Here is a 15,581-nt window from a genome sequence, read left to right on the forward strand (position 1 = left end):
AATTCACCGAATTAGTGGGCGATGACGCACTGTAAGGCACCATTTTCGCTTCAAAAACAAACTATTTGCTACTTTGCCAATACCAACCTTGATTACTGTAGCCACATAGCGATAATCAATAGATCACTTCAAGGAACTAAAGCATGACAGAGCAAGAATTTTTCACCGTCCACCATAGCCTTACCGCCAACATCGAGCCGATGGCTGAAGATTTTGTTCTCCCATCGCAAATCCAGTTCGAATCTGAGATTCCAGCTCCGTTTGTGGTGGCAAGTGAATTCAGCCAACTTGATCTAATGGCAGACAGTGCGCGTAAAGAGTTGAAAAACAGCGATCTCAAAAACGTCATTAGCTTGCTTGATGCTCAAAACTCTAAGCTCAACTTACTGCTCAGTTTTATGCTCTCTCAACAAGACCAAGCCGATTATCGTACACATACATACAGTTTTGGTGCGAGCCAGTTTTCTTGCTTTACTCAGTCGGATATCGCTCAGGGAAGCTATGTAAAAGCTAAGTTGTTCCTTGAACATCCGGCCGCCGCTGTATATTGCTACGCTCAAGTAAGCAGTTCAGTACCAAGAGACGGCGGATTTGAAGTTCTATTTAAATATGCGCACCTGCGCGACACAGACCAAGATCTATTGATCAAAGCAGCCTTGCATCAACAACAGAAACTGCTTCGTCAACGCTCACTCGATCGAGATAACAAGTAAATCCCATGACCGATACATCGATTTTTACGTTACCGACGCCAAGCGGCGCAGGGGACAAAAAACATTTAGGTAATCTAATTGGCTCTTCACTGGCAGCCTCTATCGCTGGCCTAGCTGAACAACATAACAGCCATACATTGCTCGCGGTACCCGACCCACAAATTGCTCTCAAATTACAGTCCGAGATCGAGCAGTTTACCCAGCATTCAGTAAACCTATTTCCTGATTGGGAAACTCTGCCCTACGATAGCTTCTCTCCTCACCAAGAGATCATTTCTGACCGTATTGCTCACCTGTATGCGTTGCCGACTCTAAAAAACGGGATCACGATTGTACCGATCAGCACGCTATTGCAACGCCAGTCGCCAAGAGAGTTCCTGCTTCAACACACCCTGATGGTAAAAACAGGCGATCTTTACTCACTAGAAAAACTGCGCCTACAGCTTGAAAAATCTGGCTATCGTTATGTTGATCAGGTATTTGGTCCGGGTGAATACGCCAGTCGAGGCTCGATCTTAGATCTGTTCCCAATGGGCAGTAAAGACCCATATCGTATCGACTTTTTTGATGATGAGATCGATACCATTCGTACCTTTGACCCGGAAAATCAGCGCTCAATCGCCGATATCGATGAGATTCGCCTTCTTCCTGCTCATGAGTTTCCAACATCAGATTCGGCTATCGAAGACTTTCGCATTCGCTGGCGCCAGCAATTCGAAGCGCGTCGCGAGCCTGAATCTGTTTATATGCAGGTATCTAAAGGTACATGGCCTGCGGGTATTGAATATTGGCAGCCGCTTTTCTTTGATCAAACCGAAACCTTGTTTGACTATGTCGCCGACGACACACAAATCTTGGCACTGGGTGATATCGAACAAGCTGTCGATACCTTCCTATCTGACGTAGAACATCGCTACGAGCAGCGCGGTGTCGATCCATTGCGTCCACTGTTATCGCCTGACCAGCTTTGGCTGAAAAAAGATGAGCTATTCAGTCACTTTAAGCAAAAAGCACAAGTGGTGCTTAGCATTGAAAGCTTAGAGGAGAAAGCGGGACGTACAAACCTACCCGTTTCAGCACTGCCAGATCTTAGTGTCCAACATCAGAACAAAGAGCCGCTTGCTAACCTACGCAAATTCACAGAATCATTCTCTGGCAAGATCGTATTCTCGGTAGAGTCTCAAGGTCGACGAGAAGCATTATGTGAACTATTGCAAGGCATCAAGATTCGCCCTGTCGAAGTCGAGACACTACTGCAATCATTATCAGAGAAAGACAAATTCAACCTCGTTCTGGGTTCTGCTGAGCATGGCTTTATCGATAATCAACGTGAGCTTGCCTTCATCTGTGAAAGTGATCTCCTTGGTGACCGAGTCATTCAGCGCCGCAAGAAAGACAAAAAGAGCGTTAACAGCGACACGGTTATTCGCCATCTCGCAGAGCTAAAACCTGGGCAACCTGTGGTTCACATCGACCATGGCATCGGCCGTTATATTGGCTTACAAACTCTCGAAGCCGGTGGTATGAAAACCGAATACGTCACACTTGAGTATCAAAACGATGCCAAGCTTTACGTTCCGGTTGCTTCACTAAACCTTATTGGTCGCTACTCAGGTGGCGCTGAAGAGACAGCCCCTCTACACAAACTCGGTGGCGAAGCGTGGCAGAAAGCGCGCAAGCGTGCCGCAGAGAAAGTACGAGACGTTGCTGCAGAGCTTCTTGATGTATACGCCAAACGTGAGCTAAAGCCGGGCTATAAATTTGTATTAGACCGCGGCCAATACGCCACCTTTAAAGCGGGCTTCCCATTCGAAGAAACCGATGACCAATCGATGGCCATTAATGCTGTTATGTCTGACATGTGTCAACCAAAGGCTATGGATAGATTGGTGTGTGGTGATGTGGGCTTCGGTAAAACAGAAGTGGCAATGCGCGCAGCATTTGTCTGTACCGATAACGAAAAACAAGTTGCGGTGCTGGTACCCACTACCCTGCTAGCACAACAGCATTTCGAGAACTTCAGAGATCGCTTCGCTAATTTGCCGATTCGTGTCGAAGTACTTTCGCGCTTTAAGTCAGCGAAAGAGCAGAAACAGATCCTTGCCGACGTTGCTGAAGGCAAAGTCGATATTGTGGTGGGTACGCACAAACTGCTTTCAAGTGATATCAAATTCCACGACCTTGGCTTGCTGATTGTCGACGAAGAACACCGTTTCGGCGTTCGACAAAAAGAAAAAGTTAAAGCGATGCGTGCTGATGTAGATATCCTCACCCTAACTGCAACGCCAATTCCAAGAACATTGAATATGGCGATGAGTGGCATGCGTGACCTTTCCATCATCGCGACACCACCGGCTCGACGATTGGCTATTAAAACCTTTGTCCGTCAAAGTGATGATGCAGTGATAAGGGAAGCGGTACTGCGTGAAATCATGCGTGGTGGTCAGGTCTACTTCTTACATAATCAAGTCGACACCATAGAAAAGACCGCAGAGTCGCTACAAAAACTGATTCCAGAAGCCCGCGTAACGGTCGCTCATGGTCAAATGCGTGAACGCGAGTTAGAGCGCATCATGAATGATTTCTACCACCAGCGCTTTAATCTACTGGTGTGTACGACCATCATTGAAACCGGTATCGACGTACCAACGGCTAACACCATTCTAATGGATAGAGCGGACAATCTAGGCTTAGCGCAACTACACCAGTTACGTGGCCGTGTAGGTCGTTCACACCACCAAGCGTATGCATACCTACTAACGCCGCATCCTAAAGCGATGACCAAAGATGCGATTAAGCGACTTGATGCCATTGCTTCACTCGAAGATCTTGGCGCTGGTTTCACTCTAGCAACTCATGATTTAGAGATCCGTGGTGCCGGTGAACTGCTTGGTGATGAGCAGAGTGGTCAAATCCAATCGGTCGGCTTTAGTTTGTACATGGAGATGTTAGAGCAAGCGGTTGAAGCACTTAAGGAAGGTAAAGATCCGTCACTTGATGATCTTCTTCGCGAGCAAACAGAGATTGAGATGCGTCTACCTGCGCTACTGCCAGACGACTACATCCCAGACATCAACACTCGCCTGTCGACATACAAACGCATCGCTAGTGTGGCCAACAATGACGAATTGGCTGAACTAAAAGTCGAACTTATCGATCGCTTTGGTGCACTACCAGATGCGACCAAGAACTTACTGTCAGTATCTGAACTGAAACTGGCGGCGGCGGCAATCAAAGCTAAGAAGATTGAAGCTCACGATAAAGGTGGTTTCTTAGAATTCTACCCAGACGCTGACATAAACCCAGCGTACCTTGTTAAACTATTGCAATCTCAACCGCAAAAGTTTTCAATGGAAGGGCCAACTAAGTTCAAGTTTACGGTACCATTGGTAGACAGACGGAAGCGAATTCAATTTGTCGGTGATCTTTTGGGCGAATTTAGACAAAACTTGCTACCTGCAAGCTAATTCCACTCTTTTCACTGAGCATTTAATTTATCCAGCCGGATCTCCGGCTGGGATACGGAGTAAAAATGAAACGACTGATCCCACTACTACTATTGTTAGTCTCTATGCCAAGCTTGGCACAAAGACAATTTGATATAGAAGTGATCATTTTCAAGCGTGCTGTTGATGCTGAACAGGTCAATGAATCATGGCCAAACAGCCTTCCTGAAATCTCTCTTGAGCGTGCAGGCTCTTTCCAAAACTCTCAGTTTCGTGCTCAAAAAGGCGTAGAGATGTTGCCTTACTCAGCATATGAGCTAAACGATGAGAAAGAAAAGCTGCGTAAACACGCAGGCTTTGAAGTCTTAATGCATACCGCTTGGCGCCAAGGTGACGAAGGTCGTAATGCAGCGCCAGTGTTCCGTATTCAAGCAGGCAAAGATTACTCGCAATCTTTTAACGCTGATGGTTCAGAGAAGAGTGCCGTTGTTGCAGCCAATGCGGAAGGCATTAAAGAAGAGACTATCGATAAGCCTCTGTATGAACTGGATGGTAAGCTGCAAATCTACGTTCAGCACTATCTATACGCAGAAACAACTCTAGATCTGAAAGCACCAAGTGTTCGTGAAGTCACACTTCAAGAACAGCAAATCGAACTAGACTCGCCAGTCAGTGGCGGCGACAGTACTATCCAGGTAGGCAATTTGACTGAGATCTCTCCAACAGTAAAAGTTGAAGAGTTCCTAAAGAGCTACCGTATGGACCAAAAACGTCGTATGCGCAGTACCGAAACCCACTACCTAGATCACCCGCTGCTAGGCATGATCATTCAGGTTCGTCGCGTCGCGCAGTAGCCAAAACTGTCAATAAGCTACACTTAATATGTTATCGATACGCCCTCCTAGTGAGGGCGTTTTGTTATTAGGAGGGCAATATGAGTCCTGATTTTCACATAGTGACCCGCAACTTAGTCCTCAGAATCATAGAAGCATCTGATGCACCAGAGTTTGCTCAATGTATCCAGCAATCACCGAGCCTATCGCGTTGGATTGATTGGTGTCATACCGAGTACTCACAACAAGAAGCAGAAAAGTTCATCCTCGCCACTCGACTCAACTGGGTCAAAGCAGATGCGTTCGGTTTTGGAATATTTGACCGAGAGAGTGACAAATTAATGGGGATGGTGGCCATCAACGAGCTTTATCACACCTTCAATATGGCAAGCTTAGGGTATTGGGTCGCAGATCAATACCAAAGACGCGGCATCGCAAAAGAGGCCATGTTAGCGCTGTTTGAATTCTGTTTTGCTCAGCTCAAACTCACTCGTCTAGAAGTTGTATGTGATCTTGATAATTTACCAAGCCAACACCTGATCGAAGCATGCGGTGCAGAGCGTGAGACCATTGCTCGAAACCGGTTTATCTTCAATGGTGAGCCCAAGGACGGTGTGGTGTACGCTGTGCTACCTCCTGGGTACTAGAGTTTCCTCCACCAAGCCTCTTTCGAATCAAGTCGCATTAAATGCGGCTTTTTTTGTCTTTAAAACAACCAACTAAGAGCGAGCCTTACTTCTTTATCTCATTTTTCTTCCCATAATTCTCAGAGTCAAATATACTGTATATATATACAGGTACTTAACTATGCATGAACTGATCAAAAATCTACAAGACCGCCAACTTATCTGGAAAGGTCTGCAGCCTAGTACACAAGGGCAAACTCACTCTACAGGATACCCTGAGCTCGACAATCAGCTTAATGGGGGCTTTCCTACGCACGGTGTCATAGAGGTCGAATCCCAATCTGGTTTAGGAGAGATACGCTTACTGACGCCTTACCTAGCGCAACAAAACGCCCAGCGCCTTGCTGTATTTATTAATCCTCCAGGTCATGTATGTGGTGAGTTCTTTGATGCTCAAGGGCTATCCCTTCATAACATTCTTGTGATCACGCCAAGTAGTGATATCGAAGCGTTATGGGCTGCTGAGCAGTGTCTAAAAAGTGGTGCCTGTCACTCTGTGCTTTTATGGGGAACGGAACTTGAGATTCATCAAACCAAGCGCTTACAAGCAGCGAGCGAAACGGGTCGTTGCCTGCAGTTTCACTTTAAGAGCGGTAGCCATAATCAACTCTCTTTGCCCGTATCACTGAGCATGAAATTATCACCGCATCATCTTGGTTTAAAAGTGGAAGTTATCAAGCGCAAAGGCAGTTGGTCGTACGGCAGCTTGGTCATAAACATGCAGCAACAGTGGCCACTTTTAACAGAGCAAGCACCTGCAGAGCTGCACGACAATTCAACCATCATCCCTTTCCCAATCGCGAAACAAGGGTGATCTATGTTGTGGCTCTATCTGCATTTTCCATCATTACAGCTGGATAGCTTATTCAGTGGTGACAAGCAAAACGAACACCCGTTGATTATCGTTGATGAAAAAACGCATAAGGTGATTCAGGCCAATAACTTAGCTTTGGACTCAGGAATAACGCTTGGTATGGGGCTTGGTTCGGCTGCCGCTCTCAATCATGAACTCCAAGTTCTGCCTCATCGCGCTGAGCTTGAAGAAAATCGCCTCAAGGAGATCGCACATTGGGCCTATCTAGTCACCTCGGATATGGCTCTCTTGCCACCAAATGGACTTTTAATTAAGACTTCAAACATGTTGTCGCTCTATGATGGGCTCGACAACTACTGGAGCACATTAAAACAGCACCTTTCTACATTAAATGTCCAATTCCATTTCGCCACTGGCTACTCACCACTAGCAGCTATTTTGCTCGGAAAAAAGTCACTTAACTTAATCACGAGTGACATAGAGACAATGAAGCACCGTGTTCAACAGCAGTACTTAACCAGCACCGAACTACCATTTAAACAGGTCGAGCGTTTACAGCGTGTTGGTATGGATACGGTTGGAGACTTATTGAAACTATCGATCCAAGATGTTGCGCGCCGATTTGATATTGATCTAGTGAACTACGTTGGACGTCTAAACGGACAATTTAAGCATCCTATTGATTTTTATCATCCACCCGAAAAATTCGAACAATATCTAGAGTTGCTGTTTGATATAGAGAACCTGCAGTTTATTGAGAAACCACTGACCAAATTACTCACACAGCTTGAAGCCTTTTTGAAACTCCGTGACCGTGTCGCTTTTGAAATCAAACTCACTTTGCACCTGAGAGACTGTGAGGATCACTGCGTGCCTTTTTTCTCTGCACAGGGAGACTACCTTGCCACTAAATGGGCACAGCTTACTCACCTCAGCTTAGAGTCTGTCACAATTAATGCTCCGGTGCAGGGGTTAACCTTAACCTTAGTTCGCCATGGAGAGCCTCAGGCGGCTTATCACGATCTATTTGATGGCAACACAGGCACTCTAGCATCGCTAGACTTGCTTTCACTCCTGCAAGCTAAACTGGGGCAAGCAGCCATTCACTCGCCTTTCACGCATCAGGACCCAAGGCCAGAGAAAGCCAATCAATACTCATTGCCTAACTTAGCGCCTCAAGCTAAGGGGACAGAAACTTCAATGATTAATGGCACTTCCTCATCATCACACAAGCGCTTAAGGCCAAGCATCTTGTTACCTACCCCAGAGCCTTTAACAACGCCTGTGACGTTGTCTCAAGGCCCTGAGCGTATTATTTCAGGTTGGTGGGATGGCGAGAAAGTGATTCGAGACTATTTCATCGCCCGTTGCGAGACCGGACGGTGGCTATGGGTATTCCGCACCCCAAGCAAAGCATGGTTTATCCATGGATTATTTAGTTAAGCGAATTCAACAAGCGGGTCGCTTTCGGTCGCACCTATCCATTAGCAATCAAAACTGACCAACCGCCGCTTACACATTTTCATTAGGACTTAATACGCTATGGCACAGCACTATTCTGAACTATTTTGTCAAAGCAATTACTCTTTCCTAGAAGGAGCGTCCCATGCTGAAGAGTTGGTTCTTCAAGCGGATTTTTTGCGTTACCACGCTTTAGCTGTCACCGATGAATGCTCTGTTGCTGGTATCGTGAAAGTACATGCAGCAATAAAACAGCACCAGTTAGCACTCAAACAGATTGTCGGCAGTATGTTTTGGCTCAATGAAGAGTGCCAACTCCTATTACTATGCCCGGATCGACAAGCTTATGCAGAGCTATGCCGAATCATTACCAACGCTCGTAGACGCAGTGAAAAAGGGCATTACCAACTCTCTGAGTGGGACATCATGTCTGCCAAGCACTGTTTAGTGATATGGCTCCCTCAACAAACTGCTCAAGATAATCACTGGGGAAGCTGGCTCAATCAGCATCACTCAGGTCGACTTTGGATAGGGGTTCAGCGTCACCTTAAACAGGGTGATCAAGAGTATGTAGCTCACTGCTCGACACTTGCTCGGCACCTCCAACTTCCTATCACGGCCTGTGGTGGCGTACTGATGCATAATGCCAATCGCCTACCACTACAACACTCTCTTACGGCAATAAAGCATCAATGCTCCGTGCCCGAAGTTGGCAGTCACTTACTGGCTAATGCAGAGCGCTGTTTACGTAGCATTAATAAGCTCAGCCATATATTCCAAAAGTCCTGGCTGGATGAGAGCAACCACATTGCGAGTTTATGCCAGTTTGACCTTGATAGCCTGCGTTACGAGTACCCAAGTGAACTGATTCCTGCAGGGCAAACGCCAAACCAATACCTCAGAAACTTGGTTGAACAAGGCAAGAAAAGCCGCTTCCCTGACGGGATACCCCGTGATATTGAACAGATCATCGAGAAGGAGCTGAACTTAATTGAAGAACTCGATTACCCCTTCTTCTTTTTAACCATTCACGACATCGTAATGTTTGCCAAACAACAAGGCATTCTTTACCAAGGCAGAGGCTCTGCAGCAAACTCTGTTGTGTGCTATTGCCTTGAGATAACGTCGGTCGACCCGCGTCAGATATCAGTACTCTTTGAACGCTTCATCAGTAAAGAGCGTAATGAGCCACCTGATATCGATGTGGATTTTGAGCATGAGCGTCGCGAAGAAGTTATCCAATATATCTATCAAAAATATGGTCGAGAGCGTGCAGCATTAGCGGCTACCGTGATCTCCTATCGTTTTAAGAGTGCAGTACGAGATGTAGGAAAAGTGCTAGGGCTGCAAGAGACACAGCTAGATTACTTCATTAAAAACACCAACCGTCGAGATAAGCATCAAGGTTGGCAGGCGCAACTGACACTGCTTGGATTACAGCCAGATTCTCTCAAAGGGAAACAGTTTATCCATTTGGTCGATGAGATCATCGGATTCCCACGCCACTTATCTCAACATGTGGGCGGCTTTGTGATCTCTTCAGGACCGCTTTATGAGCTTGTTCCTGTAGAAAATGCGGCGATGCAAGAGCGCACGATTATTCAATGGGATAAGGATGACTTAGAAGCGCTTGGCCTACTCAAGGTCGATGTATTAGCACTTGGTATGCTATCTGCAATCCGTAAATGCTTCACCATGATCCAGCAGCATCATGGGCGTTCGCTCTCGATTGCAGAGATCACTCGTTTACAAGACGATCCAAATGTCTACGGCATGATTCAGAGAGCGGATACAGTGGGCATCTTCCAGATCGAATCTCGTGCACAAATGAGTATGCTGCCGCGCCTAAAGCCAAGGAGCTATTACGACTTAGTGATTCAAATCGCCATCGTACGGCCGGGGCCTATCCAAGGCGATATGGTACACCCCTTTTTGAAGCGAAGAGATGGACAAGAACCCATCGACTACCCCTCCTCTGAGGTTAAATCAGTACTCTCTCGCACATTGGGCGTCCCTATTTTTCAAGAACAGGTCATTAAGCTCGCCATGGTTGCTGCTGGCTTTACGGGTGGTGAAGCCGACCAGTTACGACGAGCAATGGCAGCCTGGAAAAAGAACGGTAACGTATTTAAGTTTAAATCTAAGCTCATTGATGGGATGCAGAGTCGCGGCTACGATATCGCCTTTGCCGAGCAGATCTTTAAACAGATTTGTGGCTTTGGTGAGTATGGATTCCCCGAGAGTCACTCCGCTTCTTTTGCCGTGCTGGCGTACTGCTCCGCGTGGTTAAAGTTCTATTACCCAGAATGCTTCTATGCGTCATTGTTAAATAGTCAACCCATGGGCTTCTACAGTCCATCACAGCTAGTGCAAGATGCACAGAGACACGGTGTAAAAGTACTTCCGGTGTGTGTTAATGCCTCACAACGAGACCATATCGTCGTTAATCAAGAGCAGAAGCTAGCTATTCGACTTGGTTTGAGGCAAGTGAAAGGCTTAAGTGAACAAGCAATGGAGAGTTTAGTCGCTAATCGCCCTTACCAAGGCTACCGCCATCCAAATCAGGTCACTCAACTCTCCATCAACCGTAGAGATATTGAGCTATTGGCTTCAGCGAACGCAATGCACAGTGTATCCGGTGATCGTTTTCAAACTCGCTGGGCTTTAATGGATTCAGCTTCCGAGCTGCCACTGTTTAGAGACATACACGAACCTCCTCAGCCCCTACGCCAACCCAATGCGACACAAGATCTATTAGAAGACTTTACCAGTACAGGTATCTCTCTCAATCAGCACCCAATAAGCCTACTTGAGCAAGCAAATAAGCTCGGGCGCTTTACTCACATGCAAGATCTTAAGCATCAAAGAGATAAATCCATGGTCACGGTCGTAGGTGTCGTGACAGGCAAACAGTCCCCGGGGACAGCGGCAGGCGTGACCTTTTTTACCCTAGAAGACAATACTGGCAATATTAATGTCGTGGTATGGAAGGCAACTGCTCGCTGCCAACAACAAGCCTATCTCACCGCAAAAATTTTAAAGGTGAAAGGAATCATAGAGAAAGAAGGTGATGTACTTCATGTGATAGCAGGCCAGCTTATTGACCTAACGGATGAGTTAACAGGTTTAAAAACTCAGTCGCGGGAATTTCATTAATGTGGTGAGAGTCGAGAGGTAACTGTTTGTTTCAAAGCCATTATCATAGAAGTGACAAAACCCCAAAAACAGAAAAGAGAGGCAATTAGCCTCCCTCAATTCTAATACGTTGAATTAAACTTCAACATCAGCTTCCGTACGTCTTTTCTTAAATTCCCTATATAGTAATAAGCTTAAAGTCATAACGACTTTAGACGTTAACCATATCATTAAGAGGGACTACCTTAGATTGTTCATGAAAAGTTACGTTAGTCATTAATACATACTCGATATGCTCAAATATGCACCACGAATATAGCAAACGTTGTCCATAAAATCATCTAAAAATAACCGTACGCTGACATTTATTATAAAATCTGGCGCATTCTTTCTTGAGTTACTTCCACCAGCAAGTCAGGTTGGAATTTAGAAATGAAGCGGTTACAGCCAACTTTCTCAACCATGGCCTCGTTAAAGCTACCGCTGAGTGAAGTGTTTAGTGTAATGAACAGGTCTTGCATACGAGGGTCGCTACGTACTTCGTGGGTAAGCTTGTAACCATCCATCTCTGGCATCTCTGCATCGGTGATCATCAATAGAAGCTCTTCATAAATGTCTTTACCTGCATCACACCAAGATTTAAGTAAATTCAAAGCCTCAAGACCATCACGACATTCAATAATGTTTAAACCAAGCTGAGATAAAGTACCTTTAATTTGATTACGCGCCGTTGACGAGTCATCGACGATCAATACATTACGTCCAACCAATTGAGCGGCTAATTCTGCATCGAGTACGCCTTCAGAGATTGAAACATCGTAGTCGATGATCTCAGCAAGCACTTTTTCTACATCAATGATCTCAACGATCTTCTGCTGCTTATCTTCTTCAATGTGCGTAATTGCAGTTAGGTAGTTAGCTCTTCCCGTCGTCTTCGGCGGCGGTTGAATTTCAGTCCACATCGTATTGACGATATTACGAACCTGACCAACTAAGAAGCCTTGAACGGTACGGTTGTACTCGGTAATGATAAGGTTACTTTCTTGTGATTCTTGACGAGACGGCGGGAAACCAATCGCACTGCGTAAATCAATCACAGGTACTGACTCACCACGTAGGGAAGCAACACCAGTAATATTATGATGCGAGCCCGGTAGTTTGGTTAACGCAGGTACTTTGAGTACCTCTTTTACTTTGAATACGTTAATCGCAAACAATTGGCGGCTATTCAAACTGAAAAGCAACAGCTCTAAACGGTTTTCACCGACTAACTTGGTTCTTTGATCAACCGAGTTCAAAACGCCAGACATACAACACCTTAGTGATAACAATAACTGCAGATACAATAGCCTAAATCAATAGGCTAACGCAAAACTACATAGGGAGGTTCTTAAACTAATGGCATCATTGTAAGCAATATGCCATTGAAGTAAATGGGCGGTGTTCAGATATGAGTCACGGCGAGGTTGATTTATAAATTAACCCTCGATCACCTTCATAAGTAATTGGCCATCGTACAATGCTTGTTTGATCAGTGCAGCACCCGGCATAGTGGCTTGTTTATAGAAACGAGACTCCATCAATTCAAGATCTTGGTGATAAACCTTCAAGCTCTGCTCTTCTATGCATTTCTGAATTGCCGGATAGAGGACGCTCTTCGCTTGGTTAACCACGCCACCAATCAAGATTTTTTCAGGGTTGAACAGGTTGATTACAATAGCGATGGCCGAGCCTAAGTAATGGCCTAGCTGCTCAATGACTTCCACAGCCATCGGGTCGCCTTCGGCTGCTGCTGCACAAATCTGCTCGATGGTAACGTCTTCGATACCATCCAGAGACGAACTTTCACCTTGAGCAATACGCTCTTTTACTTGCTCACGAATCGCTTGAGAGCTGGCAACAGTTTCTAAACAGCCTCGGTTACCGCAGTGACAAAGCTTGCCCTGTTTATCGATCTGGATATGACCGAGTTCACCGATATTTCCGTGGCGACCTTGTAAAACGCGACCATCGAGAATAATACCTGCCCCTAAACCGTGGTGGATAGAGATAAGTACAGAGTTGTCGTTGTCTTGCGAGTTACCAAACAGCTTCTCTGCCAATGCCCAAGCACGTGTATCATTGGCAATAAAAACGGGAAGCCCAGTTTCTTTGTAGATCTCTGGTCCTAAAGCAAGGTTCTCTACATTGTAGTGTGGCATCTGCAAAACGATGCCCTGCTCCGAATTCACTAGGCCCGGTAGCGTCACTGCAATACTGGTTACCCTATCAAGCTGCTCAGCATACGTTTGAAAGAATTCGTCGATTTCATGGAGTAGACGTGCCAGCACATCTTCCTGGTCACGTTCGTGGATATCGATCTTAGTATCGATAAGCACATCACCACCCAGCTCGTGCAGAGCGATAGTGAGATAACCACGCCCCAGTCGCATCGAAAGAAACTGCCAGCCTTCATTATTGGTTTGTAAACCAACAGCTGGACGCCCACGCGTGGTCGCTTCCTGAACCGTAGTTTCATGAATAAGGTGAGCTTCCATGAGTTCACGAGTAATTTTGGTAATACTCGCCGGAGCCAACTCACTTTGTTTGGACAGATCGATACGAGAAATGGGACCTTTAAGGTCTATTAGTTTATATACACGACCAGCATTGACCTGTTTGATATGATCAATATGGCCCGGTTGAGCCATGTACATTTTACGCTCCAGAAATCATCAACCGGGTAATTTTTTTACTTTGCGAAGTAATTGTGAAGTCCCTTGGTATATTGCCGTGACAAGCATCACGTATATACATGAATCTTTGTGTTTCGAGTCAAATACTTTAACAGAAATTCATACATCTCCCTTTACAGCGAGACTTAATTTTCACCAGAAAACATCACTCCTGAGTCTGATCACCAATTATTTTATGTAATTGAAGAAATATCTCGTTGGCTCCCAATAAATTATCAATTAATGCATATACTTAATTTTATCTTACACAGATTACTTGGTCTCACAGTAGGAGCATTCATGACAGCACAGGTAAGAAAAACAAAAATCGTTACCACACTGGGCCCATCCACAGACAAAGGCAACGTTCTCGAAGAGATCATCAAAGCCGGCGCTAACATTGTTCGCATGAACTTTTCTCATGGTAGTAGCGAAGATCACATCCAACGAGCGGCTAACGTTCGTGCTATTGCCAAAAAACTCGGTACCCAAATCGCCATTCTAGGAGACCTTCAAGGGCCGAAGATTCGAGTATCCACCTTTAGAGACGGAAAGATTCAACTCGCCGTCGGCGACAAATTTACACTCGATAGCAGCCTAGGACTGGGAGAAGGTAATCAAGAATCGGTTGGACTGGACTACAAAGAACTACCCAATGATGTAGATGCTGGCGATGTCCTGCTACTCGATGATGGCCGTGTTCAACTAAAAGTTACTTCAGTAGAAGGCTGTCGAGTGCATACCGAAGTCATCATCGGCGGTCCTTTGTCGAACAACAAGGGGATCAATAAGAAAGGCGGCGGCCTCTCAGCTGAAGCTCTGACAGAGAAAGACAAGCGTGACATCATTACCGCCGCAGAGATCCAAGTTGATTACCTTGCTGTTTCATTCCCTCGCAACGGGGAAGACATGAGCTACGCCAGACAACTCGCTCGAGACGCTGGCTTGGAGGCGCACCTAGTAGCCAAAGTTGAACGAGCCGAGACGGTTTCTAGTATTGAGAATATGGATGACATCATCATGGCGTCAGATGTGGTCATGGTAGCCCGTGGAGACCTCGGAGTTGAGATTGGTGACCCAGAGCTCGTTGGTGTACAAAAACAGCTTATACGCCGTGCTAGAGCACTTAACCGTACGATTATCACCGCAACCCAGATGATGGAATCGATGATCTCAGCACCCATGCCAACACGTGCTGAGGTGATGGATGTCGCCAACGCCGTTCTTGATGGTACCGATGCGGTAATGCTATCTGGGGAAACGGCAGCTGGTGCCTACCCCGTGGAGACCGTTAAGTCGATGGCTGAAGTGTGTATCGGTGCAGAGAAGATGGCTGGAGTGAACCAATCTAACTACCGCATCGACCGCACATTTGTAACGGCAGAAGAAACCATCTCAATGGCGACCATCTACTCGGCAAACCATATGGAAGGTATTAAAGGCGTTGTCACTCTCACTGAGTCTGGTCGCACAGCATTAATGATGTCTCGCCTCAGTGCCGACATGCCAATCTTCGCTTTATCACGCAACGAAGGCACCCTCAACCGCTGTACTCTATACCGAGGCGTTACGCCTATCTATTTTGAAACAGACAAAGAAGACAGCTTTGATATCGCACTCTCTACCTTGACCTGTTTGAAAGAGAAAGGGATGCTCAAGTTTGGCGATCTCGTGATTATCACGCAAGGTGACATCATGGATGTCGCAGGTTCAACAAACTGCATGCGTGTGCTTCCTGTTACCTAGTCATCTGATATTACAGCATTCATACTTATGGCT

At 45.9% G+C, this 15,581-nt stretch carries 10 protein-coding genes; 8 read left to right on the plus strand and 2 right to left on the minus strand.

The window, feature by feature from the left end; genetic code table 11:
• The first annotated feature begins 143 nt into the window (after positions 1 to 143).
• The 7 genes from KI743_RS16740 to KI743_RS16770 all read left to right on the plus strand — a co-directional run bounded on the left by KI743_RS16740 (position 144) and on the right by KI743_RS16770 (position 11,109).
• Positions 144 to 713 (plus strand): PilZ domain-containing protein, encoded by a 570-nt coding sequence (locus KI743_RS16740; RefSeq protein ID WP_285467347.1) that lies wholly within the window; start codon positions 144 to 146, stop codon positions 711 to 713.
• Positions 714 to 718: 5 nt separating this feature from the next.
• Positions 719 to 4,180, plus strand: a complete 3,462-nt coding sequence (gene mfd / locus KI743_RS16745; RefSeq protein ID WP_285467348.1) for a transcription-repair coupling factor — start codon at positions 719 to 721, stop codon at positions 4,178 to 4,180.
• 65 nt (positions 4,181 to 4,245) lie between these two features.
• Complete coding sequence (locus KI743_RS16750) at positions 4,246 to 5,013, plus strand: peptidoglycan binding protein CsiV (RefSeq protein WP_150893998.1); 768 nt, start codon at positions 4,246 to 4,248, stop codon at positions 5,011 to 5,013.
• A gap of 80 nt (positions 5,014 to 5,093) precedes the next feature.
• A complete protein-coding gene (locus tag KI743_RS16755) occupies positions 5,094 to 5,639 on the plus strand; it encodes a GNAT family N-acetyltransferase (RefSeq protein ID WP_150868961.1) in 546 nt (181 codons plus the stop codon).
• A 160-nt stretch (positions 5,640 to 5,799) separates the two neighbouring features.
• Positions 5,800 to 6,492, plus strand: coding sequence for a translesion DNA synthesis-associated protein ImuA (imuA, locus tag KI743_RS16760; RefSeq protein ID WP_285467349.1), 693 nt, complete (start codon positions 5,800 to 5,802; stop codon positions 6,490 to 6,492).
• 3 nt (positions 6,493 to 6,495) lie between these two features.
• Positions 6,496 to 7,935, plus strand: a complete 1,440-nt coding sequence (locus tag KI743_RS16765) for a DNA polymerase Y family protein (RefSeq protein ID WP_285467350.1) — start codon at positions 6,496 to 6,498, stop codon at positions 7,933 to 7,935.
• A 99-nt stretch (positions 7,936 to 8,034) separates the two neighbouring features.
• Positions 8,035 to 11,109 carry an error-prone DNA polymerase gene (locus KI743_RS16770; RefSeq protein WP_285467351.1) on the plus strand — a complete coding sequence of 1,025 codons (3,075 nt, stop codon included), beginning with the start codon at positions 8,035 to 8,037 and terminating at the stop codon, positions 11,107 to 11,109.
• Positions 11,110 to 11,456: 347 nt separating this feature from the next.
• On the opposite strand, the gene KI743_RS16775 is transcribed toward KI743_RS16770, so the two are convergent.
• Positions 11,457 to 12,398 carry a chemotaxis protein CheV gene (locus tag KI743_RS16775; protein WP_150868965.1) on the minus strand — a complete coding sequence of 314 codons (942 nt, stop codon included), beginning with the start codon at positions 12,396 to 12,398 and terminating at the stop codon, positions 11,457 to 11,459.
• Positions 12,399 to 12,566: 168 nt separating this feature from the next.
• Positions 12,567 to 13,784, minus strand: coding sequence for an ROK family protein (locus KI743_RS16780; RefSeq protein ID WP_285467354.1), 1,218 nt, complete (start codon positions 13,782 to 13,784; stop codon positions 12,567 to 12,569).
• Between the two features lie 318 nt (positions 13,785 to 14,102).
• Between KI743_RS16780 and pyk the strand changes: the two genes are divergently transcribed.
• A complete protein-coding gene (gene pyk / locus KI743_RS16785; protein WP_285467355.1) occupies positions 14,103 to 15,548 on the plus strand; it encodes a pyruvate kinase in 1,446 nt (481 codons plus the stop codon).
• Positions 15,549 to 15,581 lie beyond the last annotated feature (33 nt).

Source organism: Vibrio sp. D420a, from assembly GCF_030248625.1.
Taxonomy (GTDB): Bacteria; Pseudomonadota; Gammaproteobacteria; order Enterobacterales; family Vibrionaceae; genus Vibrio; species Vibrio fortis_A.

Coding starts and splice junctions, on each gene's coding strand:
- KI743_RS16780 (WP_285467354.1), bottom strand. CDS start 13,784: ATGTACATGGCTCAACCGGGCCATATTGATCATATCAAACAGGTCAAT.
- KI743_RS16770 (WP_285467351.1), top strand. CDS start 8,035: ATGGCACAGCACTATTCTGAACTATTTTGTCAAAGCAATTACTCTTTC.
- KI743_RS16765 (WP_285467350.1), top strand. CDS start 6,496: ATGTTGTGGCTCTATCTGCATTTTCCATCATTACAGCTGGATAGCTTA.
- pyk (WP_285467355.1), top strand. CDS start 14,103: ATGACAGCACAGGTAAGAAAAACAAAAATCGTTACCACACTGGGCCCA.
- imuA (WP_285467349.1), top strand. CDS start 5,800: ATGCATGAACTGATCAAAAATCTACAAGACCGCCAACTTATCTGGAAA.
- mfd (WP_285467348.1), top strand. CDS start 719: ATGACCGATACATCGATTTTTACGTTACCGACGCCAAGCGGCGCAGGG.
- KI743_RS16755 (WP_150868961.1), top strand. CDS start 5,094: ATGAGTCCTGATTTTCACATAGTGACCCGCAACTTAGTCCTCAGAATC.
- KI743_RS16775 (WP_150868965.1), bottom strand. CDS start 12,398: ATGTCTGGCGTTTTGAACTCGGTTGATCAAAGAACCAAGTTAGTCGGT.
- KI743_RS16750 (WP_150893998.1), top strand. CDS start 4,246: ATGAAACGACTGATCCCACTACTACTATTGTTAGTCTCTATGCCAAGC.
- KI743_RS16740 (WP_285467347.1), top strand. CDS start 144: ATGACAGAGCAAGAATTTTTCACCGTCCACCATAGCCTTACCGCCAAC.